Genomic DNA, 24,669 nt, shown 5'->3' on the forward strand with positions numbered 1-24,669 from the left:
CCGTGTGGCCGATCCCGACCCGGCTCCTGTCAGGCGCTGTCCGCGATAGTCTTCAGGTGCTCCTCCAGCACGGTCAACAGCGCATCGCGCCGCGCGTCGCGGGTGCCGCGCGTCCAGGCCGCAGCCAGCACCAGCCTGCCGTGCGCCGCCGACGGCGGCATCTCCAGCGGGACAAAGCGGACGCCAGGCACCGCGATCCGCGCGGTCCAGCGCGGCACGATGGCCAGCCCCGTACCCGTCGCCACGAGGCTGACGATCGTGTGCTTTTCCTCGGCCACCTGCGCGATGCGCGCCGTCAGCCCGGCATCGAGGAACAGCTTGATCGTCAGGTCGTGGGAATGCGGACGCGAGCGGCGGTCGGGCACGATCAGGGGTGCATCCGCCAGGTCGGCGACAGTGACCGATGCACGATCCGCCAAGGGATGTCCTTCGGGCAGGGCCACCACCGCGCTTTCATGGAACAGCGTGCGGAAGACCAGGCGCGGGTCACGCGTCTCGGGCGGGCGGCAAAAGGCGATGTCCAGCCCGCCGCGCAGCAGCCTCGGCAGCAGGTGGATCGTCTTCTGCTCGACCAGGCGAACCTCGATCCCGGGATGCGCCTTGCGCAGCAGGCGCAGCAGCGGCGGCATCAGCCCGGCAGCGGCGCTATCGATGGCACCGACCCGCAGCACCGGCGCCGCATCGCGGCCCAAGTCGCGCACCCGCCGTTCCAGCGCATCGGCCTGCGCCACCAGCGCGCGCATGTCCTCGAGAACCGCAGCACCCGCCGGTGTCAGCGCGACGCTGCGGGTCGTGCGAAAGAACAGCCGCGTGTCCAGCCCATCTTCGAGCATCCGTATCTGGCGGCCCAGCGAGGCGGGCAGCATCCCCAGCGCTTGCGCCGCCCGCCCGAAATGCAGCGCATCGGCGGCGGCGACGAAACACTTGATCTGGGCGATCTCCATGCGCAGCTCGATCCATCTCATTATTGCATTTAATTATATAATCATGCGCGCCTTGAGACGTCCATCCACCACCGCCTAGACTGAAACCAACCCGCCGCGGCCTACCGCGAACGGCCTAGGCCCAAGCCCAATGAAGGACGACAACCCATGCAGACCTACCGCATCGCCGCCATTCCCGCCGACGGGATCGGCCCCGAAGTCATCGCTGCCGGGCTTCAGGCGCTGGATGCGCTGGCGCGCCGGGACGGCGGGTTCACGCTGGACGTGACCGAATTCGACTGGGGCTCGGACCGCTACAAGCGGACCGGCGCGCTGATGCCCGAGGATGGGGCCGAGACGCTCAAGGCGTTCGACGCGATCTTCTTCGGCGCGGTCGGCGCGCCCGACGTGCCCGATCACGTCACGCTCTGGGGCCTGCGCCTGCCGATATGCCAGGGCTTCGATCAGTATGCCAACGTGCGGCCGACACGGATCCTGCCCGGCATCGCCTCGCCGCTGGCCGGGGTCGGACCCGGCGATCTCGACTGGGTGATCGTGCGCGAGAATTCCGAGGGCGAATACTCCGGTATCGGCGGGCGGGCGCATCGCGGCCTGCCCGAGGAGGTCGGAACCGAGGTCTCGATCTTCACCCGCACCGGCGTCACCCGCATCATGCGTTACGCCTTCCGGCTGGCGCAGTCGCGGCCGCGCAAGCTGCTGACGGTGGTGACGAAATCGAACGCCCAGCGGTTCGGCATGGTGATGTGGGACGAGATCGCCGCCGAGGTCTCGCAGGAGTTTCCCGACGTCACCTGGGACAAGATGCTGGTCGACGCCATGACCGTCCGCATGGTGAAGAACCCGCGCAGCCTCGACACGATCGTGGCCACCAACCTGCATGCGGACATCCTGTCGGACCTCGCCGGCGCGCTGGCGGGATCGCTGGGCGTCGCGCCCACCGCCAATATCGACCCCGAGCGGCGCTATCCCTCGATGTTCGAACCGATTCACGGCTCGGCCTTCGACATCACCGGCAAGGGCATCGCCAATCCCGTCGCCACCTTCTGGACCGCCGCGCAGATGCTCGAGCATCTCGGCGAGGCGGCAGCGGCCATCCGGCTGATGCGGGCGGTCGAAAAGGTCTGCGCCGACGGCGTGCTGACGCCGGACGTGGGCGGCAACGCCACGACGCAGCAGGTCACCGACGCCGTCTGCGACGCGATCCGCGGCGACAACATCTGACAGGCGGCGCGGCGGCGGGCGCGGCGCAATGCCCCCTGCCGCGGCCAAAAAAAGACCGGCGCCGGATGCGGCGCGCAACGGGCCGGGCCTTCGCCGGGCGGGTTTGGCATGTATCCGAAAAATTCTGCATAAACAGCGGGTCAGGTGCTTGCCCGTCACCGAAAACCGGCTATCGTCCGCGTGATTTTTTCGGAGTTTTCAAATGACTGACATGACGACCTTGGCCGATGGCCGCACTGTGACCTGGCGCACCGATGCCACCGTCTCTCCCGCCACCGTCGTTTTCCGGGTGGCCGATGCGGACGGCACCATCCTGATCGACCAGGCCGCGATCACGCCCACCGGGAGCAATCCCAGGATCAGCGTCGTGGGCGTCGAGGGGCTGGCCGATGGCGGGCTGCGGGTGATCTACCACGAAGAGCTGTTCATCCAGTTCGACGACGGCTCGATCTATTCCCAGGTCTTTTCCGCCAGTGGCGAGGCCAGCACGCCCACGCTGGTCTCCGAGCAGTTCCACCTGATGCCGCAGACCCGCCCCAGCATCGAGACGCTGAGCGACGGCACCTTCCTCTATGCACAGGACAGCCTCTTCGCCCCCGATCCCGATGCAGGCTGGAACGCGCAGATCGTCTATCCGGTCAGCTTCAACGACCGGCTCTTTCCTTATGCGCAGGCCATAACCGAGACCGATGCAGGCTTTGCCTGGGCCACGATGAGCCTCAGCCCGCCCTTGAACGACACGCCGGTGCTGCTGCACCTGTTCAATGCCGATCTCAGCCGGGTCGCGGTCAAGGTGCCGGTCGGCAGCACCCTGCACGAGGCGAATTCGGATTTCTCCGCGCGGGTCTACGCGGTGGACGTCGACACGCTGGACGATGGCCGGATCGCGGTGGTCTGGGCGACAGAGCGCTTTGCCGATGAAACCCGCACGGGAGACCCGCAGAGCGGCATCTTCCTTGCGATCCACAACCCGAATGGCACCGTCTCGGTGCCCGAGATGGTGGTCTCGCCCACCGCCAACGCGCTCCAGGTCTTCGAGATGCCGAGGGTCTTCGCACTGGACGGTGGCGGCTATGCCGTGGCCTTCCAGGGCCGGCAGCAGGGCAACAGCACGCTCAGCGCGGCGCTGCACATCCAGACCTACGACGCCTCCGGCCAGTTGCTGGACGAGGATATCGACCCCCGGACGGGCACCAGCCCGCTGCGCGGCCTGACCACGCAGGACCTGGTGATCTCCGCCGATGGCAGCAGCTTTGCGCTGACGGTGGACAGCCTGGTTTCGCTGGACGACCGCGAGGGCGCAGGGTCACCGCCCGACCTGCCCACCGAGGGCGCCGACGACCTGCTCGGCACGGCAGGCCCCGACTCGGTGACGCTGCTGGGTGGGAACGACACCTACTCGGGTGGCGATGGCGACGACCTGGCCAACGGCGGCACGGGCGATGACAGCCTCTATGGCAACACCGGCAACGATACGCTGCTGGGTGGCGAGGGCGATGACCGGCTGGATGGCGGCAATGGCGACGACAGCCTGGCCGGCGCCGATGGGGCCGATACGCTGCTGGGCGGCAAGGGTTACGACACGCTGCGCGGTGGCGACGGCAATGACCGGGTGGTTGGCGGCGACGGGCGCGACCTGGCCTACCTCGGCGGCGGCGACGACCTGTTCTTCGACAACGCGCAGGGCGGCGTGAACGGGCGCGACACGGTCTGGGCCAATGCCGGCAACGACACGGTGCAGGGCGGCAATGGCGACGACGTGTTCTACGGCGAGGGCGGCGCCGACCTGATCCTCGGGCGTCTGGGCAATGACCGGCTGTTCGGCGGCGACCAGAACGACACGCTGCGCGGCGGCGACGGGAATGACGTGGTGGCGGGCGGCAACGGCCGCGACCGGGCCTTCCTGGGGGCCGGCAACGACCAGTGGTTCGACAATGACCAGGTGCAGTTCGGCGATGATTTCATCGACGGCTGGACCGGCGACGACACGATCCGCATGGGCGGCGGCAACGACACCGCCGTTGGCGGCGCTGGGGCCGACACGTTTGTCTTCGCCGCCAGCATCGATGCCGATGTCATCCGCGACTACCAGCTGGGCCAGGACGCCCTGCAGATCGACACGGGCCTCTGGGGCGGCGCCCTCGACCTGGCGCGGCTGGAGGCGCTGACCGACACGAGTTCCGGCACGCTGGTGCTGGATTTCGGCGGCGGCCACAGCATCACCTTCGAGGGGCTGACCTCGAACGCCGGGCTGCTGGACGACATCGTGCTGGTCTGAGGCGCGGGGTTCTTCCGGCCTCGAATATCCCGGGGGGGGGCGCCACGCGCGCCGGGGGCAAGGCCGCCGGCCCACACCCCCGGGGTACCCTGCCCCGCGAATGACCGGCCAGGTGCGCGCTCGACACGCGCAACGACGGAACGCGCGCACCGCTCCGTATAAACAGGACGGCACGGCATCCTGTCGCCTTGGGTCCCCTGGGATGGACAGGCGGCGTCAAGTCGGGGGATCATGCACGGGGCTCGAGGCGAAAGGACGGCAATGACCACGGACAGCGAGGAAATGGCCCGCCTTCTCGGGCTGGGCCGGCATCGGAAACGCTGGCGTCTATGGCCGCTGCTTGCCGTTCTGGTCGCGGGCGGCATCGCGATCTGGCTGCTGGTGCCGTTCGACGGGGGCGCCGGCAAGGTGACCTATGTCACCGACACCGTCCGCCGGACCGACATCGCCGTGACGGTTTCGGCCACCGGCACGGTAGAGCCCACCGATTTCGTCGAGATCTCAAGCGAGTTGTCGGGCACGATCAGCAAGGTGCACGTGGATTTCAACGATACGGTCGAGCCGGGCACGGTGCTGGCCGAGCTCGACACCGCTCGGCTCGAGGCTCAACTGGCGGTTCAGACAGCCTCTCTCGCCGCCGCCGAGGCGCGGATCGCCATCGCCGAGGCGACATTGAAGGAGGCCCGCGCCGACTACGAGCGCGGACTGCAATTGCAGGAACGCGGCGTCGAATCCTTCCAGACCTTCCTCGCGCAGCAGGCCAGTTTCGAACGCGCGCAGGCCGAGCTGCAATCAGCCATCGCCTCGCGCGACCTGGCGCAGGCCAATGTCGATCTGGCAAGGGTCGATCTCGACAAGGCCTGCATCTGCTCGCCGGTCAAGGGCGTGGTGCTGAAGCGCGCGGTGGACGAGGGCCAGATCGTCGCCGCCTCTCTCTCGGCGCCGGTGCTGTTCACCATCGCCGAGGACTTGGCCCGGATGGAGCTTCAGGTCGATATCGACGAGGCCGATATCGGGCGGGTCGCCGTGGGGCAGAAGGCCCGTTTCACCGTCGAGGCCTTTGACGACCGTGACTTTCCGGCCGAGATCACCGCATTGCGGCTGGCGCCGGAAACCGTGGACGGGGTCGTGACCTACAAGGGCATTCTGACGCTCGACAATGCGGACCTGCTGCTGCGCCCCGGCATGACCGCCACCGCCGAGATCGTCGTCGCCGAGGTGCCGGGTGCGCTGGCCGTGCCGAACGCGGCGCTGCGCTATGCCCCGCCGCAGGAGGCCCAGACCGAGGAACGCTCCGGCGGCGGCCTGCTGGGCGTCATCATGCCCGCACGGCCGGTCCCCGGCAACGGGGTCGCCACGGCGCAGAAATCCGTCTGGGTGCTGCGCGACGATGCCGCCGTCGAGGTAGCCGTCACGACCGGCGAGACGGATGGCAGCCTGACCGCGATCCTTGCGGGCGATCTGGCTGAGGGCGACGCGGTCATCACGGACCGGTTCGATGGCCAATGACGCCCCTGCCCCGCTGATCGCCCTGCGCGACATCACCCGCCACTACGGCAGCGGCGAGGCCATGGTACGGGCGCTGGACGGCGTCACGCTGACTGTCTCGAAGGGCGAGTTCGTCGCCATCATGGGCCCGTCCGGCTCTGGGAAATCGACCGCGATGAACGTGCTGGGTTGCCTCGACAGCCCAAGCTCGGGCCATTACCTGTTCAACGGGATCGAGGTCGCGGGGCTCGACCGCGACCAGCGGGCGTTGCTGCGCCGGCACTACCTCGGCTTCATCTTTCAGGGCTACAACCTGCTGCCGCGCAGCAGCGCGTTGCAGAACGTCGAACTGCCCCTGATCTACAAGGGCCTGGCGCGGGCCGAACGCGAGGAACGCGCGCTCGAGGCGCTGGATCGTGTGGGCCTTGCGCATCGAGCGACACACGATCCCTCGGAACTGTCGGGCGGCCAACAGCAGCGCGTGGCCATCGCCCGCGCGCTGGCCGGTCACCCGCAGGTCGTGCTGGCGGACGAACCCACCGGCAATCTCGACACGAAACGCTCGGTCGAGATCATGGAACTGCTGCGGCAACTCAACCGCGAGGAAGGGCTGACCATCATCATGGTCACGCATGAAGAGGACATGGCCGAATTTGCCGACCGGCTGATCTGGATGGTCGACGGCAAGGTGGCGACCGACCGCAAGACCGCGAAAGGCGCCGCCTGATGCTGTGGGAGACGGTCCGGCTGGCCTTGCAGGCGATCCTGCGCAACCCGATGCGGTCCTTCCTGACCGTGCTGGGCGTGGTGATCGGCGTGGCGGCGGTGATCGCAATGGTGACGATCGGGCGGGGGTCCGCCGCGCAGGTCACGGCAGACGTGCAGACTTTGGGTGCAAACCGCCTGATGCTGTCGCCCGGTCAGGCCCGGATGGGGCCCGGCAGCGGCAGCGGTTCGGCCCGGCCCTTTGCCTTGTCGGATGTGGATGCCCTGACCGACCAGTTGTCCAGCATCGAGACCGGGGCACCCACCGCAACCCGTCAGATGGTGGCGGTCTTCGGCAATACCAACCACCGGACCTCGGTCAACGGCACGGATTCGCGGTATCTGGTCGTGTCGGACTGGCGGCTGGCTGCGGGGCGCGCCTTCACCAGCGCCGAGGAAGGCGGGCGCGCGGCCTGCATCCTGGGTCATACCGTGAAGCAGGAGCTGTTCGGCCACGCCGACCCGCTGGGCGAGGATATCCGCCTTGGCACGCTTTCCTGCCAGGTGATCGGCGTACTGGAGGCCAAGGGCGCCTCGGCCTTCGGCACCGACCAGGACGACGTGGTGCTGATCCCCTTCCGCACCTTTGCCCGCCGCATCGCCGGCAGCGCCGACGTGCCGCTGATCACCCTGTCGATGCGCGACGGCGTCTCGACCGACCGCGCGGTGGGCGACGTGACCGCCCTGATGCGCGAGATCCGCCGCATCGGCCCGGGCGAGGACGACGATTTCACCGTGAACACGATGGAACAGCTGTCATCCATGCTGACCGGCATCAGCAACGTGCTGACCGGGCTGCTGTCGGCGGTGGCCGCGGTATCGCTGCTGGTGGGCGGGATCGGCATCATGAACATCATGCTGGTCTCTGTCACCGAACGGACGCGCGAGATCGGCATCCGCATGGCGGTGGGCGCGCAGGCGCACCAGGTGCTGATGCAGTTCCTCGTCGAGTCCATCGTCCTGTCCGCGCTGGGCGGGCTCTTGGGCATTGCGCTGGGCCTGGCTCTCGCGGCACTGGGCGCGGGGCTGCTGGAGGTGCCCTTCGTGCCGGACCCGGGGGTGATCGCGCTGGCCTTCGTCTTTTCGGCGGCGGTGGGGATCGTCTTCGGCTTTGTCCCGGCACGCTCGGCGGCACGGTTGGACCCGATCGACGCGCTGCGGCACTGAGCCCAGGCGTCGCACGCCAAGGCCATGTCCGCCACCCGCCCGCACCGCTGTCCCGGGCACAGCGTTCGGATCGGGCGATGCCGTTCCAGCCTATGACGACACGGAAATACTGATCGATGTCCACTTGCCCGATCTCGACCCGCAAGACGAAGTTCGTTGGCGCGTGGCGCAGTGATTGTTCCAGTCGCCGCAGTTCGTGTCGATGTTGCAGATATCTTGGGCGACAGCCGCCGTGCTGTCCGCGCAGTCCCGCAGTCGCCACGGGATCGGCAACGATCTTGACCAAGTAGTCCATTTGAAGATCCACGCGCTCGGCAATCGAGCGAAAGGCCATTCCGAAATCCTTTCCGACCGTCCAGGCCAGGTCGCCGCCATAGGGGCCAAAGGATGCGCCCGGCACCGTTCGGCCTGCCCCCCGTTCAGAGAAAACGCCGTGCTTCCGATCGTCTCGAGAAAAGCGAAATCATGGATGCGGAACTGCTGGCGCATCTGGATAAAGCGTCCTGTGAACTCGTTCCACAACAGCGTGTCAGTTCGCGAGACCGGTGTCGCGATCGTGTCGGCGCCCGGGGTTCAGGGATCGTCGACCCCTCGATTAAGACCGTGACCGTGGCAGTCGTCACGCCGCCACGCCCGTCATCGACCGTTTGGGTGAAATCGACGGTGGCGGTTTCGTCCTCGGAAAGGTGCCCTTACGCGCCGGAGGTACCTTCGCCCGCAGGATTTGGGAAACTGCCCGCAGACAACTTGCCCCCGCGCTGCCCCAGTCATCAGGACGCGTCACCGGCAGACAGGCGTCCGGGGGCCAGGGCTTTCAGCGCCGGACGGATCTGGAAGCGGGTGAAACTGTCCTCGTCCTTGGTGATCGTGTCCTCGCCAAGGACCGGCGCATTGTTCGGGCCGTCCAGCCGCATCGTGTCGGCGCCGAAGATTCCGGTTTCCACCCCGATCAGCAGGTCAGTGCCATAGCCGTTCCCCAAAGGCGGCCCGCGTTGCACAGCCTCCGCACCCCGTTCACCGGCTCCAGCAGGATCGCACGGACCTCGGACCGAGGCGCATCCATCATCGTGTCATGGCCTCGCCCGTCCACCTTCTCGATCACGTCGCCCGCGGCGTCGACGTGGTGAGAGTCGCCGCCCCAGCCGCCCCGCATCTTGTCAGCGCCGTTGTCCTCGAACAGGTCGCCGGCGCAAGGAGTAATGACGACAAAACCCTGCGCGGCCACTCGGGAACCAAGTCTGCCGGCGATGCCCGAGAACGTCACAACCGCGTGCGCGGCATCGTCGCAGAGGACACAGCCAAGCAACAGGAACCGATCCGGCAAGACAGGAGATCCTGGCGACCAAGGCCGAACCACTTTGCCTGCGACGGTTCGATACCCTGTGCTGGGTCCGGCCTGCGCCTCTGGCAACAGGTCCGGCGAGGATGGGGCGGCGCGGGGTTTTACACGGTGTTTCCCTTTGCCTCGTCGCCGCAACCCGTTAGACGATCCGGGGGTGCGACCTTTGCCGTGAGGGATCGATGGCCGGAACGCCACTCAACAGGAAGAACCTCCTATCGCTGGGCGCAGAGGCCCTGGCCGACCTGTTGCTCGAGGCGGTCAAGGGCGACGCGGCGCGACAGCGCAAGCTGCGCATGGCCTTGTCGGCCCGGCAAAGCCCGCGCGAGGCCGCCGCGGATGTCCGCAAGCGCCTGGCCCAGATCCGCAAGGCGAGCAACCGCCTGTCGCGCAAGGCGCAGCGCACGCTGGCCCGCGAACTGACCGAGCTGGTCGAGATGGTCGACCGGCATGTTGCGCCGCAGGACACCGACACTGCCTTCGACCTGCTCTGGTCGATCCTGCACCTGGCCCCGGCCATCCTCGCGCGGACCGACGACGGCACCGGCACCATTGCCGCCGTGATGGACGAGGCGATGGCTGCGATCGCGCGCCTCGCGCCCCGGCTGGAGATGGACGCGCAGGTGCTGGCCGATACCGTCTTTGACGCGTTGACGGGCGACGAGCACGGCGCGTTCCATCATGCGACCACAGCCCTGGGCGAGGCCCTGGGCGAACCCGGCCGCGCACGTCTGAAAGCCCGCGCCGAGGCCGTCATCGCAGCGGCTCGGTGTGACGCCGACCAGGCGCGTCACACCCCTGGGTCGGACGAATCCCACGGCCACGGCCTGGCGCGTGACCGCCGCGACCGCACCGCCCGCACCATCCTTCGGGACATCGCCGACCTGGAGGGCGACGTGGATGCGTGGCTGGCCTGCCATACGACCCCACAGTTGACCTTTCACACCATCGCGCCGCAGGCCGCGCAAAGGCTGCTTGCCGCGGGACGCCCCTGCCAGGCGCTGCGGATCGTGAAGGATTGCCTTGCCCACCAGGATGTCGCGGATCGCTGGCTCGACATGCCCGACCTGGACGCGGCGTATCTCGACTGCCTCGAGGCGCTGGGAGAGGAAGAGGCCCTGCGTGCCGCCCTTCACGCCCGGTTCGAGTCCCGGCTATGCGCCCCGACGCTGCGCCGCTACCTGGCGCGCCTGCCCGATTTCGACGACGACGAAGCCTTGCTGGAGGCACAGGCCCGGGTGCTGGCCCATCCCGACATCGTCAGCGCGCTCGCCTTCTGCCAGGCATGGCCCGATCCGGCCTTGGCCGCGAGGCTCGTCCTGTCGCGCACCGATGCGCTGGACGGCGAGGCATACGATATCCTGAACCCGCTTGCCGATACCCTTGCGCCGGAACACCCGCTGGCGGCGGTCCTGGTCTGGCGGGCAATAATCCTCTTTGCGCTTCAAGAGGCGCGGCCGGGGCACTACCGCCACGCCGCGCGCCACCTCGCGTCCTGCGCGCAGACCGATGCGGCCATCGTCGATTACGCGGAGCACCCGGACCACCACGCCTTTGTCGCCGAACTGCGCGAGGCACACGGACGCAAGAAGGCGTTCTGGAGCCGGGTGAACTGACTTGAACGGCGGCACAGCGAGGCGGCGGCGGGCGGCGAGCAACCCCGTCTTAGGCGGCGCTTTCGGCCACGAATATTGGGCAAGACCGGCACCGCAAGGGCCAAGCCATCGCTTCGGGCCGGTGAAGACCGGCGCACAGGCTTGACAGGTCCGGCGCTGGCCTGACACTTCTTCCACGTCGTCTTTTTTTGACCCAAGGAATTCCTGCATGGCAAATCTCAGGCTCGTCACCGATTTCACCCGGAACGTTCCCGGCACCGCGACCATACAGGAGTGGGCCGACAGCATTTCCACCCTGACCGGCGGCGCGCATTCGGTCACGGTCTATTACGCCGGTGAACTGGTATCCACGTTCGACACGCTTGACGCGGTCGCGACCGGGGTCGCCGACATGGCCTGGCTGACGCCCTCTTTCTACACCGGCGCGCAGCCGACGTGGGAGGTGTTCAGCCTGCCGTTCATGGCCGAAACAGGCCCGGATGCCTCTCAGGCGCTGTTCGATGTCCTGTCGCAGGGCCTGTTCGACCCATATGGCCTGACCACGCTGGCCGCCGGGTATTCCGATCCTGCGGTGCTGCTGCTCTCGGAGATCGCGGCCGCCTCGCCCACGGATCTGCAAGGCGCCAAGATCGTGAACCGCGCCGGCAATATCGGGGCGGACCTGCTGGACGATGCCGGGGCGAATGCCTTTCCCGTGGCTGCGGCAGAAATCTTTATTGCTCTCCAGGTCGGTATTGCCGATGGGGTTCTGATATCCGCTGCTCTTGCTGACCGGCTAGGTCTGGAGGAGATAACAGACACGCAACTGGTGTTTCCCGGGGCGCAGGGCCTTTTCACGCATACCCAGGCGCTGGTGATCGACCAGGACGTTCTGAGCGGCCTGCCCGCCGATCTGCGCACGGTTCTGCAGACCAGCACAGGCGTTGGCCTGTCACGCGAGATCGGAGCGGCGTCGCTTGCCCGATACCAGGATGCCCTGGCGGCCTTTGCGGCGGCGGGCGACGGGCTGGTCGAAGCGTCCGGCGCGGACCTGGCTGCGTGGCAGGCGCTGGCCGACCAGGTCAACGCCGAAGTGCTGGACCGGCTTGGCCCGGAGGCGCAGGCGCTTGCCAATGCGCTGGCAGAGGCCATGCAGGCGGACCTGCCGGGGATCACCATCGGCGACGATTTCGGCAGCGATGCGCCCTTCGCATTGATCCTGCCGGTGAATCTGGGGGTCAGCTCCGCGACCGAGCTGGACGGGGCGACCGTCGCCCTGATAACCGGAACCCTGCAAGAGCTGGCGGTCTTCGAATATTTCGAGGCCAACAACATGAGCTATGAGCCAGTCCCGGTCGACAATGCCGGCGAGGCCATAACCCAATTTCTCGCGGGGGCCGCCGACGTTCTCGTCGTCCCCACCTCCTGGATCACACCTGCAGAGTTGCCGCCGGAATACGAGGTCATGCCCGAGCAGCTGGGCGACGCGGCCGTTCTTATGCCCACCGAGGGCGCAGACGACCTGCTCGGCACCGAGGGGCCGGACGACATCGCGGCGCTTGGCGGCGATGACCGGGTCGCGGGGCTGGGCGGCGATGACAGCCTCTATGGCAACACCGGCAACGATACGCTGCTGGGTGGCGAGGGCGATGACCGGCTGGATGGCGGCAATGGCGACGACAGCCTGGCCGGCGCCGATGGGGCCGATACGCTGCTGGGCGGCAAGGGTTACGACACGCTGCGCGGTGGCGACGGCAATGACCGGGTGGTTGGCGGCGACGGGCGCGACCTGGCCTACCTCGGCGGCGGCGACGACCTGTTCTTCGACAATGCGCAGGGCGGCGTGAACGGGCGCGACACGGTCTGGGCCAATGCCGGCAACGACACGGTGCAGGGCGGCAATGGCGACGACGTGTTCTACGGCGAGGGCGGCGCCGACCTGATCCTCGGGCGGCTCGGCAATGACCGGCTGTTCGGCGGCGACCAGAACGACACGCTGCGCGGCGGCGACGGGAATGACGTGGTGGCGGGCGGCAACGGCCGCGACCGGGCCTTCCTGGGGGCCGGCAACGACCAGTGGTTCGACAATGACCAGGTGCAGTTCGGCGACGATTTCATCGACGGCTGGACCGGCGACGACACGATCCGCATGGGTGGCGGCAACGACACAGCCGTTGGCGGCGACGGCGCGGATGTCTTTGTCTTCGCGGCCGGGATCGATGCCGATGTCATCCGCGACTACCAGCTGGGCCAGGACGCCCTGCAGATCGACACGGGCCTCTGGGGCGGCGACCTCGACCTGGCGCGGCTGGAGGCTCTGACCGACACGAGTTCCGGCACGCTGGTGCTGGATTTCGGCGGTGGCCACAGCATCACCTTCGAGGGTCTGACCACGAACGCCGGGCTGCTGGACGACATCGTGCTGGTCTGAGGCGCGCGGTTCTTCCGGCCTCGAATATCCCGGGGGGGGGGGGGGCGACGGGGGCGGCGCAGAGCCCCAGGGCATAATTCGGCGGGCGGGCTGGTTGCCGCCAGCCACATCCGGCCCCGTATTGCGATCAGCGGCGTCTGGCCGTCGCGAAAGGCCCCTCTGCCCCTTGCGTCAGCAGGTCCGCGCAGCCATCGTTCCGTTCAACCCAGCACGATGTCCGACAGCAGCCCCGCATTGCTGGACAGGTTGGCGAAGGTGATGCTGTCCCCGTCGCCAAAATCCAGCACCAGCGCGCCGGATACCGTCGACGAGAGCGCATCGAGACGCCCCTGCGTCAGCGCTCCGCCCCAGAGCCTTGCGTTGATCTGAAGCGTATCCACGCCGACCTGGTAATCCGTGATCGTATCCGCGTCGATGTTGCGCCCGAAGATGAACACATCGGCCCCGGAGCCGCCCTCTGCGGTGTCGTTGCCGCCGGCCATGTTGATCGTGTCATTGCCCGCGCCGCCGGAGACGAAATCCTCGCCGAACTTGGCCTGGGCGTTGTCGAACCAGACATCATTGCCGCCCCCCATGATGGCCCGGTCCCGGCCGTTTCCGCCGGCGATGGTGTCGTTGCCGTCCCCGCCATCCATCGTGTCGTTCTGGTTGCCACCGTACAGCTTGTCATCGCCCAATCGGCCAAGCAGGCGGTCATTGCCGTCCTGGCCGTGGAACTCGTCATTGCCCGCGCCGCCGCCTACGATGTCGTTGCCGGCATTGCCAAAGACCGTGTCCTGCCCGTTCACGCCATCCTGCGCGTTGTCGATGAACAGGTCGTCGCCATCGCCCAGGTAGGTCAGGTCGCGCCCGTCGCCCCCGGTCACGGTATCGTTGCCGGTGCCGGCGCTCAGCGTGTCTGCCCCGGTGCCGCCGAACAGCTGGTCGTTGCCCGAGTCGCCCTTCAGGTCGTCGTTGCCGCCGGCCCCACTGATCACGTCGTCGCCGTCGCCGCCAATCAGTACATCGTCACCAAGATTGCCCGACAGCGTGTCGTTGCCAAGCCGGCCGAGGATGCTGTCGTTCCCGGCGCCGCCAAAGAACGAGTCGTCGCCGTTGCCGCCCTGGATCGTGTCCGCCCCGCCGCCGCCCGAGACGGTGTCACGCCCCTCGAGGCCGCCCTCCTGGTTGTCGGTGAAGACATCGTTTCCGCCGCCGAGAAAGACCTTGTCCCGCCCGTTGCCACCGACGACGGTATCGGCCCCGTCGCCACCGTCGATCGTGTCGTCGCCGTCGCCACCGAACACCGCGTCATTGCCGAGACGGGCAAAGATCTTGTCGTTCCCGGCGTCGCCATGAAACACGTCGTCGCCATTGCCGCCCTGGACAGTATCGTTGCCATCGCCGCCATAGACGGTATCGCGGCCGCTGTTGCCGCCCTGGCCGTTGTCCTGGAACAGGTCAGCGCCGCCGCCCATGAACGCACGGTCGCGGCCCTTGCCGCCGATGATCGTGTCGTTGCCGTCGCCGCCGTCCAGGACGTCGTCGTGTCCGGCACCGTCCAGCCTGTCGTGCCCGTCGCCGCCAAGGATCATGTTCACGCCGTTGTCGCCGGTCAGCGTGTCGTCCAGCGCCGAGCCGGCGATGTCCTCGATGTCCACATAGGTGTCGCCCTCGGCATCACCGACATTCACGCCCGGCGCCCGCAGCGAGGCGAAGACGCCGGTCATGGCATCCTCGTAACTCACCAGGTCACGTCCCGCGCCGCCTCTCAGGTCGTCGTCGCCCCGTCCGCCGATCAGCGTGTCGTCGCCCGCGCCGCCGTCCAGCGTATCGTTCGCGGACCCGCCCGACAGGCGGTCATTGCCCGCCCCGGCGGCAAGGTGGTTGGCCAGCGCGTCGCCGATCAGGCTGTCCGCAAAGGCGGTGCCGGTGACGTTCTCGAGATGGGTCACATGCGCAAGCATCCGCCAGACGGAGCCCGACAGGTCGGGCGCGTCCTGCGTGCGGATCTGCCCGGCCAGCAGGTCGGCCTCGATCGCCGCGCCATGCGTCGCGAAATCGGCCAGGTCCTGCCCGTCGCCACCTTGCCAGCTGTCCTCGCCGCCGCCATGCAGGAACACGTCGTTCCCGCCGCCGCCCGCAACGGTATCGTCGCCCGCACCGCCCACAAGCGTGTTGGCACCGCCGTCGCCGGTCAGCATATCGGCATGGGCGCTGCCTATGAGGTGTTCGATCCCCTCGACTCTATCGCCTTCGGCGTGACCGCCCCCACCGCTCCCGGCGCGCAGATCGACCGTCACGGCGGCGTCCGAGTCGGCATAGGACAGCGTGTCGACGCCGTCACCGCCGTTGAGGCTGTCAGCGCCCGCACCGGCCAGCAGCAGGTCGTTGCCCGCGCCCCCGAAAAGCGTGTCGTTGCCGTCCCGTCCGTCCAGCGTGTCGTCGCCGGCCCAGCCCGACAGGGCGTTGTCGGCGGCATCGCCGCGCAGCGCGTCGCCAAAGCTGCTGCCGATGGCATACTCGATGGCGGTCATCGTGACCCGCGCGGTCAGCGCCCCGCCGGCCAGGTCCGTCGCATTGCTGGAGCGCATGACCCCGGTGTCGAGGTCGATATCGGCGGCAAAGCGGAAGCTCGAGAAATTCGCCGTGTCGCGTCCCGCGCCGCCATCCCAGTCGTCGGTCCCGTCGGCATAGGCGAAGCCGTCATCGCCGCCACCGCCCTGCACGATGTCGTCGCCTTCGCCATCGCTGAACAGGTTCGCGCGATCGTCGCCGATCAGCCGGTCGTCAAAGCGGGTGCCGATCAGGTTCTCGACATCCATGTCGTAGATCACCGCCGCAAGGGTCGTGGCGCCGACATGGCTGGAGGTCATGGCCGTGAGGACCGTGTCGTTGCGCTCCCGCAGATCGGCGAGGATGGCAAAGCCGAACAGGCTGAAATCGACCGCATCGATGCCTGCCCCGCCGTAGAAGTAATCCTCGCCACCGGTATAGATCATCAGGTCGTTGCCAGCGCCGGCCTCGATCAGGTCGTAATCGCCAAGGCCCGCCTGGATCGTGTTGTCGCCGTCATTGCCCAGCAGGTAGTCGCCGTGATCGGTCCCGATCAGCCATTCCACGTCGGCCACGGTATCGTCGCCGTCGCCATCGAGCAGGCTGGCCACGACGCTTTCGGCATTGTCGGAATAGTCCAGGACGTCGATGCCGTCGCCGCCGGCGAACAGGTTCGCGCCGTCACCCGAGAAGCCGATGATCCGGTCGTTCCCGGCCCCGCCGAAGAGCGAGTCGTTGCCCAGACCACCCGCCAGCGTGTCGTTGCCCGCCTCGCCATACAGGCCGTTGTCGCCATCGTTGCCGTTCAGGTTGTCGCCATGGACGCTGCCGATCACGTTCTCGATCGCGGTCAGGCTGGCGATCTGCCGCCAGGTTCCCGAGGCCAGGTCCGGCGCATCCTGCGTCCGGGCCACCGAGGGCGCCGCCAGGTCGACCTCGACGGCGGCGTCGAAATACTTGAACACGGCCGTGTCCATGCCACCGCGCCCGTCGAACCGGTCGAAGCCGGACAGGTAGGAGAACCAGTTCGCCTCGTCGTTGCCGGTCATCGTGTCGTCACCGGCGCCACCGATGATGTTCTCGACATTGCGCAGGCTGTCGGCATCGACATTGGGGCCCGTGACCTGGCCATCGTTCAGGCGCAGGTCGACGGTGATTCCGCCCGCCACGGCGGCATAGCTGACCGTGTCGAAATCCTGGTCGCCGTAATAGGTGTCGTTGCCGGTATTCTCGCCCTCGACGATGAAATCATCGCCCCAGCCCGCGCGGACCAGGTCGTCGCCGGTGCCGCCGACCAGCGTGTCGTCGCCATTGCCGGATTGCAGCGTGTCCTCCCCTGCCCCCCCATCGATCCAGTCGTCGCCGTCCAGACCGTCGAGCCTGTCGCCGCCACCGCGGCCATACAGGATGTTATCCTCGGCGCCGCCCGCCATGTAGTCGTCCCGGTCGGTGCCGATGACGACCTCGATCTGGCCGACGATGTCCCGATTGCCGAACGTGTCATAGGCATGCTGGTCCGCGATGCTCATCAGCACGTTGACGCCGAGCAATCCGGCCTCCTGGCTGTAATCCAGCGTATCGATGCCGGCGCCGCCCAGCAGCGTGTCGACGCCGTCGCCGCCGACGAGGATGTCGGCGCCGAGGTTGCCCTCGATCTGGTTGTCGCCCGCATCCCCAAGCAATTCGTCATTGCCCAGGCTGCCGCGCAGGTTTTCGAACCCGGTCAGCGTCACCAGGTCGACGAGGGGACCGCGCGACGGGTCGAGGTCGGTGGCGAGGCGCGAGCGCACCATGCCGCCCGGCACTGCGAGGTTGGCGCGGATGCCGTGGGCGAAGGCGTCGAAATCGGCCGTGTCGCGGCCGGCTTCGCCGAACCACGTGTCGACCCCTGCCCCGTAGCGGAAAAAGTCGTTGCCATCGCCACCATAGGCGGTGTCGTCGCCCATGCCGTCGTCGAGGATGTCGGCCTGTGCCCCGCCGTCCAGCAGGTCGTTGCCCTTGCCGCCGTCGAGATAGTCCGTGCCCGCACCGCCAGAGATCGTGTCGTTGCCATCCCCGCCGTAAAGCAGATCGTGCCCGTCGCCGCCCGAAACGGAATCGTGGCCCTCGTCGCCGGTCAGGTGATCGTCGCCGCCCAGACCCTCGATCGTGTCGTCGCCGTCATTGCCGAACAGGTTGTTGCGGAAGGCGTTGCCGATCATCAGGTCGTCGAACAGCGAGCCGTCGGCATGTTCGATGGAGACCAGCAGGTCGCCCTCGGCCTCGCCGCCGAAACCGCGGAAGGCCGTCAGGTCGATCTGCACGCCCGCGCCGGACCGCAGATATGACACCGCATCGCGCCCCGCGCCGCCATCCAGCAGGTCGGCGCCAAGGCTCGACTCGAAGAAGTCGTCGCCACCGAACCCGCGCAGGACATCGGAGCGCTCGGAGTGCTCGTAGAAATCGTCGTCGCCATCTGTGCCGACACGAGTAATCCCGTCGCCAAGGAACGGCGCCGCGGTGCCGCTGGCCGAGGCCGCCAGCGAGGCAGGCGCGGAAAAGACCTGCGTAAAGACCTGGTCGGTGGCGTCGAAGACGAAGTTCAACCCGACGGTCGCATTCTGCGCGAAATAGCCCAGGATCCGCAGGCTGTCGGTTCCGGCGTTGACCAGCAGGTCGTTGCCGTCGATGACAAAGTCCAGATCGGCCCGCGCATAGGCGGTGAACAGGATCCGGTTGGAACCGCCGGTCTCGCCAAAGACGATGTCCTCGCCAAAGCCTGCGCCCATGACATAGGTGTCGTTGCCGTCGCCGCCCGACAGGAAATCGTTGCCGCCCTGACCGATCAGGACATCGTCGCCGTCGCCGCCGAACAGCGCGCCCTGCGTCGTGCCGCTGATGAGAACATCTGCCCCCGCCCCGGCCGAGGCGGTGATTTCTTCGATCCCGTCATAGGTGACACGGCTGGCGCCGTGATCCTGCACGGTGAACACCGCGCCGGACATGGCGAACAGGGATGCAAAAGCCGAACGGTCCGGCTGTCCACCCGCCAGGTCGAAGGCTGGGCCGATCGCCTGCCCCGCCGCATCCAGGAAGCGCAGAGTGAACGGGTTCGTCATGTCGCTGAGCGCCAGCACGTCGTTGCCGGACCCGCCGGAAATCGTGTCGTGACCGCCGACATGGTCGAACAGGTCCTCGCCCGCCTCGCCCACCAGCCAGTCATTGCCCAGCCCGCCCGACAGTTCGTCCTGTCCCGCGCCGCCAAAGGCCGCGTCGTCCAGGTCGCCGCCGACGAAGATGTCGCTGCCCGAGCCCAGAAGCACGTGCATCCGCTCGAAACCGGCGACCTGGGTGCCCTGCCCGATATCGTAGCCGACGCCGCCCGGCACCGTCACGTCCAGCGTGAGATCTTCGGAGAAGCCGCGCAGGTCGGCCACGAAGATGTCCGCGTCGCCCTCGCGTTCGCCGCCGACATATCCCGCGCCCCCCTGGTAGAGGATCACGTCGTCGAATTCGCCGGTCCCGGCGATATCAACCGCCTCGATCTCGCGGTAGGTGACGTGGGTGAGCGAGCGGCCATACCAGGCGCTGGGGTTGCCGGGTGTGGAACTGTAATACTGGACCGTATCGGCGATCAGGGATTTCAGGGCGAGGTCGTGGAAATCCTCCCGGCTGTTGTCCCAGCGCACGATGCCGCGGTTCGCGGTCAGGATATCCTCGCCCGCCGCATCCAGCAGCGCCACGCGCGCATAGCCGCTGAAGCCGCCGATGATCAGGTGGTCGAGTTCCGGCTCTCCGGGCGCGTTGGTGCCGCCCTCGATCTCGTCATAACCGAAGCCGTCGTAATAGAACGTGTCGTTGCCCTGCCCGCCGCGCAACGTGTCGTTGCCTTCGCCACCGAACAGGATGTCGTTGCCGCCGCCGCCAACAAAAGCGTCGGACAGCCAGCCACCCGTCAGGATGTCGTTGCCGTCGCCGGCCAGGATGACCGCCCGGTCGACGCCGCTGATGAAGACACCGTTGGCCAGAACCTTGCCGGTCTGCGTCTCGTATCGGCCGCCGATCTCGAAGTCGATCCCGGCGGACTGGCCACGGAAATCGGCGGCGAACAGGTCGCGGTCGTTGCCGAGCATCGCTTCGCCCGCGTCATAGACCAGGCCGCCCTGGTAGATCAGCGCATCGTTGCCGTCGAACGAGGCGCGGAAGTTGATCTGCTCGATTTCCGAATAGGTCAGCGTGCTGTCGCCGAACCACGACGTCTGGGATGCGACCAGACCGTCGCGCAGCGCGTCCAGAATGACGATGAGATCGTCGGCGTCGCTGCTTGAGTCGACGTATCCGATCACGTCCCCGGCGCCATCATAAAAGGTGTAGGCGTGGTTGCCGCCGAACTTGTAGTCCGGCGAGGTCGAGCCGGATGTGGGGTCGTCGGCGACCTGGTCGGCGCTGATTGTCAGGATGTCGACGCCCGCACCGCCGAAATAGGTGTCGTTGCCATTGTCGGCCCAGTAGAAGCGGTCATTGCCGCTGCCGCCCTCGATGATGTCGGCGGCCTCGTCGATGCCGCCCGACAGGAAGTCGTCACCGCTTTCGCCCCAGATGCGGTCTTCGTAGGCGCCGCCATAGATGACATCGGCCTCGGACGTGCCGTGAACGTGCAGGCGGTCGATGCGGCTGATGATCGTCTGGCCGAAATAGCTGTCGCCGTCGGGATCGCCCGCGTCGATCTGGACCCCGCCGCGCGTGCCCAGGCGCCATTCGTAGGCGCCGAAATCGGCCACGAACGTGTCCAGCCCCGACACGCCGCCATCATAGCGCGTGCCGCCCATGAACAGCATCAGGTCGTCGCCCTGGCCCTGGTCTGGAGAGCCCTCGTCGATGATGATCGAGATCGACTCGACGTCCCGCGCGATGCGGATCTCGCCCTGCCGGTCCGCGCCGTTCTGGATCGAGATCCAGGCCTCGGGCGTGTTGGCCTCCCAGAGATTGCCGGTGTAGTCGCCGGTCAGATACTCGCCCTCGATGCCCCGCAGCGCGTAGTCCAGCAGGCTGGCAAGCTGCCCGTGAGACGCCGTCGAGGCGATGCCGTCAGCCCCGGCGATGGTCGAATACGTACCGAAACCCCCGGACTCGAAATACAGGCTGACGTTGTAGCGCAGCCCCTGGAGGCCGGACCGCACGAAGACGTGGTCATCGCCCTGCCCGCCGATCACCCAGTCGACGAAATCGGTGGTATACGGGCCAAGGAAGTTGCCCAGTTCCATCAGGGCCGTGTCATCGCCGACCCCGAGAGAGATGTAGTCGTCCGACGTGTCCGTGATCGTCACGCCGTTGTCGATCACGTAGTAGCGGTTCTTGACGATGTCGTTTCCGGCACCGGTGAAGATCACGTCGGACTTTGCCGCGGCGACGATGAAGTCGTCGGCGTAGCCGGTGATGATCGCCATCGCCTCGACATTGTAGACGTCGACCTCGCCGGCCAGCGTCACGCCGGTGCCCGCGTTCAGCGCCGCCGCCAGGTCCCATTCGATCGCCGTGTTCGGGTAGTAGGCCGCGAAATTCGCCACAAAGACGTCGTGCTGCCCGTTCAGGTTCGCGCCGCCATCGTAATAGGTGCCGCCCTTGTAGAGCGCCAGAACGTCGCCCAGGTCCTCGCCCTGCACGTTGGTCGGGCCGTGGCTGACCAGCGTCTTGCCAAAGTATTCGTAGGTTAGCGAAGACGTGTAGCCGGAATAATAGGCCTGGTCGTAGAGCACCGCGAACGGGCTGTCGAACTGGCCCCATTCCGCGAAACCGATCCGGTTCCCGGCCATGACGCGCAGGTTGTCCTTGACCAGGCCGCCGCCCGTGGCCGGCACGGCGATATCGGCCATGATGACGCTGCCGTTGGTCTCGTTGACATAGACCTCGGTATTGAAGGCACCGGTCCAGGCAAAGAAGATCTTCGTCGGATAGACCGAGGCGTTCCGGTAATCCAGAACGCCCACCGGCGGCGGGCTGCCGGGCTGGTTCTGGAAGCTGGCGTCGGAAAACTCCTCGAAGGTCTTTTCCTGCTGCTCGAAGATCGCATCGAAATAGCCGTAGATCGCCTCTTCGGCGCCGGGCAGGTTGGGATTCCAGTCGGTCGGCGCGATCTCGGGCTGGACGAAGAACACCTCGTAATCCGCCGTTTCGGTGTTGAATACCGAACCGTCGACCTCGAAGCCGTGATCGAACAGCTTGCCAAGCCCGATTTCCCAGCCGCCATCTTCCTCGTCGGGGAACTCGATCTTCAGCAGCGGGCCGAACTCCACCTCGAGGAAGGACGGCACCCAGGACCCATTGAGCGCGCCTTTGAGGATGTTGATTTCGATCCCGAAGGTCAGCGCCAGCCCGATTTCATGTTCGAACTTGGCGCGGGCGATCGAGTATTCCGCCGAAACCGTGGCGGTGCCGAAACTCGGCACGGCGCCGGTATCGCGCCCCTGGCTGTCAAAGACGGTGCGGGGCGCCGGCAAGGTCAGCACGCTGCCCAGCTTGCCGCTGGTGCTGATGTCGTCGAACGGGTTGTCGGGCGTGCCGTTGTCCGACACCAGGAGGATGTCGATATCCGCAAGGTTCAGCCGCTCTGCCTCGGTCAGGCCGCCGGGGATGTCCAGCGGCCGGATGTCGAGGTCGACCTGCTCGGTCAACGCCAGGCCGGCGGTCAGCTCGACATCGACAAAGGTGAATTCGAGCCCGATCTTGCCGTTCGGAATGAACGAGACATAGTCGCCCAGGTCGTACTCATGTTCGGCAAAGACGGTCTCGCCCAGGAACTTGACGACGGCCTGCGTGGTCGGTTCGGGAATCTTGCCCAGCAGTTTCAGCAGCAGCTCGTCCAGGTCCGCCGACAGCTCAAGGAAGTTCGTGTCCGACGTCCCCTCGCCCGACACAAGGCCGGAGTGCTCGCTTTCGCCCTCGGTATCCGCGCCCTGCGGCAGACGGGCCGTCAGCTTGACGCCTTCGGTCAGTTCTATCTCGAGTTCCGGCAGCTTGAGATTGACCTTGATGAGATCGATCTCGTGATCGATGTCGATCAGCTTGAACCCGCCGAAATTGTCGTCGCCCGCAGGCCAGGGCCAGTCGACATAGATATCGCGCACACCGGCCTCGAGCCCGAGGATCAGCTTCAGGCCGGCTCCGATCCCGTCATCGCCCGCACCGAACCCCAGGCTTTCGATTTCGGCGGCCAGGATGTCGTAGTTCGAAAAGTCGAAGACCATCGCGTCGCCGCCAAGGATGGCGTTGGGATGGTTGACGAAGACATCGATTTCATAGGACGCGTCCCAAGACCCGGAGCGGCCCAGATTGGCCCAGGCCAGCAGGCCAAATTTCATGTCGAGATAGGCCGTGAACCCGGCTTCGATGATCCAGAGATCGATGCCGAAATACTTGGCCACTTCGTCCGGGTCGTAGATCAGGGTCGATCCGGTATCGACATACAGGTTGATCGCCGCGCCCGGCCCCCAGAGCGATTGGCCTTCGGTTTCAAATGTCAAAGAGGTGTTAGTAATGGCCATGGAAGGTTCCTCTTCGACGGGAATTGGACGAATTGCTCGCCAGATGATGCGCAAAAAGGAACTCGTCGGAGCCAGGAGGCAGACGGCCCTGACCGACTTACTTCTGGATACCGTTGCATACCGATCTGATTGAGTCCATTTTTTTTGTTTAACCTTTAAATATCTCTCCTTGTCGACCTCGCCTGTGCCATATCAGGTGAATCGTCCGGCCTTTGCCAGTGATGCAATCCGCACCCGGCAACGGCACCGGCCTTTGTGCCTCGCCACGGTCTTGCGTCGACTGGCCCGGGTCGTTCGATGCAGTCGATGCAGCCCGCGCGAGGCAGGGCCCCTGTCATTGCACCCGAGAGGCCAGCGCCACCGAGACCGGGTCGCCGAGCCGCGAGGTGGCGACGGACAGACCCCGGCCGCGCATCTGGCCCAGCAGCAGGCTGCCCAGCGGCATGTCACGCAGCGGTATCGGACAGACGCAAAGCCCCTTGGCCACGGCACCGGACAAGCCGATCAGCCCCTGAAATCCGATGGTTCCCTCGCGCTTGACGGAGTAGCGGATCAGCTCGAAGCCTTCCGTTTCGACCAAGGGGAACAACTGCCCCCGATCCGCCATGCGGCGGCATCCAGCAAGTTGCGCACGCCATGGCGGGGCGCCCGGGCGATGTGCGGCAGGTCGAGGCAGTCCCGCAGGCGCAGTTCCGACCAGCCAGCAAAGGGGTGAGCCGTTCAGAGCCCGGACCGGACCTGCCACACAGTCTCAGAGGTTCGCATGGGGAAGGCAAAGCCCTTTGAAAACACGACTATTTCCGCGCCACGACGGGTAGCCTGTCCGTGTTCGAAACAGGTATAATGGCGGAGGGGGGCCTGACGTCGAACGTTCTCTGCCGCCAAATCATTGTTTTATTTGGTTATATTTATTATTTGAGCGGTCATTCGGTTCAGTCGCGACTGGTAGCGAAACGACCCAACTGGAGTCGCGGCAGCTTCTCTGACTCTATCCCGACCCGTCGGCATGGGCACCGTGTACCTGAAACGAGTTCTTTCCGAGATCAACGCGGATAATGGTTGCCTCTACCAGAAATGCCCTTCCATCAGCTTGTGCTTCGACACCGCAAGATCGGCACAGTGCGCTGCCGCGAGGGGAGAGCAGCATAAACCCGACCTTTGGTTGTGCTGAACTACCACTGGACATTCATTTGTCGGTTATGAGCGTCAAGAGAGCCGCGCAGGACTAAATCCCCCCAAAAGGATGCTTCCGCCAGCAATGTTCAGGAGGAAAGTGGTCGCTTCCAAAATGTTCCGGCGGTCCATTGCCAGTAGTCTTTAAAAAGCGGCCACCTGATTGGACCGTGTTCAGGTCATCATTGCAGCACCGTCTCAAAGCCTCTCCAT

General features: G+C 66.6%; 12 protein-coding genes. 7 read left to right on the forward strand and 5 right to left on the reverse strand.

The window, feature by feature from the left end:
* Nucleotides 1-29: 29 nt before the first annotated feature.
* A complete protein-coding gene (locus tag KB874_RS22155) occupies nucleotides 30-965 on the reverse strand; it encodes a LysR substrate-binding domain-containing protein (RefSeq protein WP_212538753.1) in 936 nt (311 codons plus the stop codon).
* Between the two features lie 126 nt (nucleotides 966-1,091).
* Between KB874_RS22155 and KB874_RS22160 the strand changes: the two genes are divergently transcribed.
* The 5 genes from KB874_RS22160 (at nucleotide 1,092) to KB874_RS22180 (ending at nucleotide 7,863) form a co-directional block, all read left to right on the forward strand.
* The gene (locus KB874_RS22160) at nucleotides 1,092-2,165 is read left to right on the forward strand and encodes a tartrate dehydrogenase (RefSeq protein ID WP_212538754.1); all 1,074 of its coding nucleotides are present in this window, start codon (nucleotides 1,092-1,094) and stop codon (nucleotides 2,163-2,165) included.
* 202 nt (nucleotides 2,166-2,367) lie between these two features.
* The gene (locus tag KB874_RS22165) at nucleotides 2,368-4,443 is read left to right on the forward strand and encodes a calcium-binding protein (protein WP_212538755.1); all 2,076 of its coding nucleotides are present in this window, start codon (nucleotides 2,368-2,370) and stop codon (nucleotides 4,441-4,443) included.
* A 261-nt stretch (nucleotides 4,444-4,704) separates the two neighbouring features.
* A complete protein-coding gene (locus tag KB874_RS22170) occupies nucleotides 4,705-5,952 on the forward strand; it encodes an efflux RND transporter periplasmic adaptor subunit (protein WP_212538756.1) in 1,248 nt (415 codons plus the stop codon).
* Complete coding sequence (locus KB874_RS22175; RefSeq protein WP_212538757.1) at nucleotides 5,942-6,658, forward strand: ABC transporter ATP-binding protein; 717 nt, start codon at nucleotides 5,942-5,944, stop codon at nucleotides 6,656-6,658. The genes KB874_RS22170 and KB874_RS22175 overlap by 11 nt, the downstream gene beginning before the upstream one ends.
* Entirely contained in the window at nucleotides 6,658-7,863 is a 1,206-nt protein-coding gene (locus KB874_RS22180; protein ID WP_212538758.1) for an ABC transporter permease, read from the forward strand. Before KB874_RS22175 ends, KB874_RS22180 begins: the two co-directional genes overlap by 1 nt.
* A 770-nt stretch (nucleotides 7,864-8,633) precedes the next feature.
* Here the strand turns inward: KB874_RS22180 and KB874_RS22185 are convergent.
* Nucleotides 8,634-8,843 (reverse strand): hypothetical protein, encoded by a 210-nt coding sequence (locus KB874_RS22185; RefSeq protein ID WP_212538759.1) that lies wholly within the window; start codon nucleotides 8,841-8,843, stop codon nucleotides 8,634-8,636.
* A complete protein-coding gene (locus tag KB874_RS22190) occupies nucleotides 8,813-9,187 on the reverse strand; it encodes a hypothetical protein (protein WP_212538760.1) in 375 nt (124 codons plus the stop codon). The genes KB874_RS22185 and KB874_RS22190 overlap by 31 nt, the downstream gene beginning before the upstream one ends.
* A gap of 197 nt (nucleotides 9,188-9,384) precedes the next feature.
* Between KB874_RS22190 and KB874_RS22195 the strand changes: the two genes are divergently transcribed.
* Complete coding sequence (locus KB874_RS22195; RefSeq protein ID WP_212538761.1) at nucleotides 9,385-10,818, forward strand: DUF6880 family protein; 1,434 nt, start codon at nucleotides 9,385-9,387, stop codon at nucleotides 10,816-10,818.
* Nucleotides 10,819-11,026: 208 nt separating this feature from the next.
* Nucleotides 11,027-13,228 carry a TRAP transporter substrate-binding protein DctP gene (gene dctP / locus KB874_RS22200; protein ID WP_212538762.1) on the forward strand — a complete coding sequence of 734 codons (2,202 nt, stop codon included), beginning with the start codon at nucleotides 11,027-11,029 and terminating at the stop codon, nucleotides 13,226-13,228.
* 200 nt (nucleotides 13,229-13,428) lie between these two features.
* Here the strand turns inward: dctP and KB874_RS22205 are convergent, their stop codons facing one another.
* Together KB874_RS22205 and KB874_RS22210 are read right to left on the reverse strand one after the other, a co-directional pair.
* Nucleotides 13,429-23,283, reverse strand: a complete 9,855-nt coding sequence (locus KB874_RS22205) for a hypothetical protein (RefSeq protein ID WP_212538763.1) — start codon at nucleotides 23,281-23,283, stop codon at nucleotides 13,429-13,431.
* A gap of 334 nt (nucleotides 23,284-23,617) precedes the next feature.
* Complete coding sequence (locus tag KB874_RS22210) at nucleotides 23,618-23,890, reverse strand: hypothetical protein (RefSeq protein ID WP_212538764.1); 273 nt, start codon at nucleotides 23,888-23,890, stop codon at nucleotides 23,618-23,620.
* Nucleotides 23,891-24,669 lie beyond the last annotated feature (779 nt).

Source organism: Thetidibacter halocola, assembly GCF_018224955.1.
Lineage (GTDB): Bacteria > Pseudomonadota > Alphaproteobacteria > Rhodobacterales > Rhodobacteraceae > Thetidibacter > Thetidibacter halocola.

Excerpts from the sequence above, each read along its gene's own strand:
- KB874_RS22155 (WP_212538753.1), bottom strand. The coding sequence starts at position 965 with ATGAGATGGATCGAGCTGCGCATGGAGATCGCCCAGATCAAGTGTTTC.
- KB874_RS22160 (WP_212538754.1), top strand. The coding sequence starts at position 1,092 with ATGCAGACCTACCGCATCGCCGCCATTCCCGCCGACGGGATCGGCCCC.
- KB874_RS22165 (WP_212538755.1), top strand. The coding sequence starts at position 2,368 with ATGACTGACATGACGACCTTGGCCGATGGCCGCACTGTGACCTGGCGC.
- KB874_RS22170 (WP_212538756.1), top strand. The coding sequence starts at position 4,705 with ATGACCACGGACAGCGAGGAAATGGCCCGCCTTCTCGGGCTGGGCCGG.
- KB874_RS22175 (WP_212538757.1), top strand. The coding sequence starts at position 5,942 with ATGGCCAATGACGCCCCTGCCCCGCTGATCGCCCTGCGCGACATCACC.
- KB874_RS22180 (WP_212538758.1), top strand. The coding sequence starts at position 6,658 with ATGCTGTGGGAGACGGTCCGGCTGGCCTTGCAGGCGATCCTGCGCAAC.
- KB874_RS22195 (WP_212538761.1), top strand. The coding sequence starts at position 9,385 with ATGGCCGGAACGCCACTCAACAGGAAGAACCTCCTATCGCTGGGCGCA.
- dctP (WP_212538762.1), top strand. The coding sequence starts at position 11,027 with ATGGCAAATCTCAGGCTCGTCACCGATTTCACCCGGAACGTTCCCGGC.
- KB874_RS22205 (WP_212538763.1), bottom strand. The coding sequence starts at position 23,283 with ATGGCCATTACTAACACCTCTTTGACATTTGAAACCGAAGGCCAATCG.
- KB874_RS22210 (WP_212538764.1), bottom strand. The coding sequence starts at position 23,890 with ATGGCGGATCGGGGGCAGTTGTTCCCCTTGGTCGAAACGGAAGGCTTC.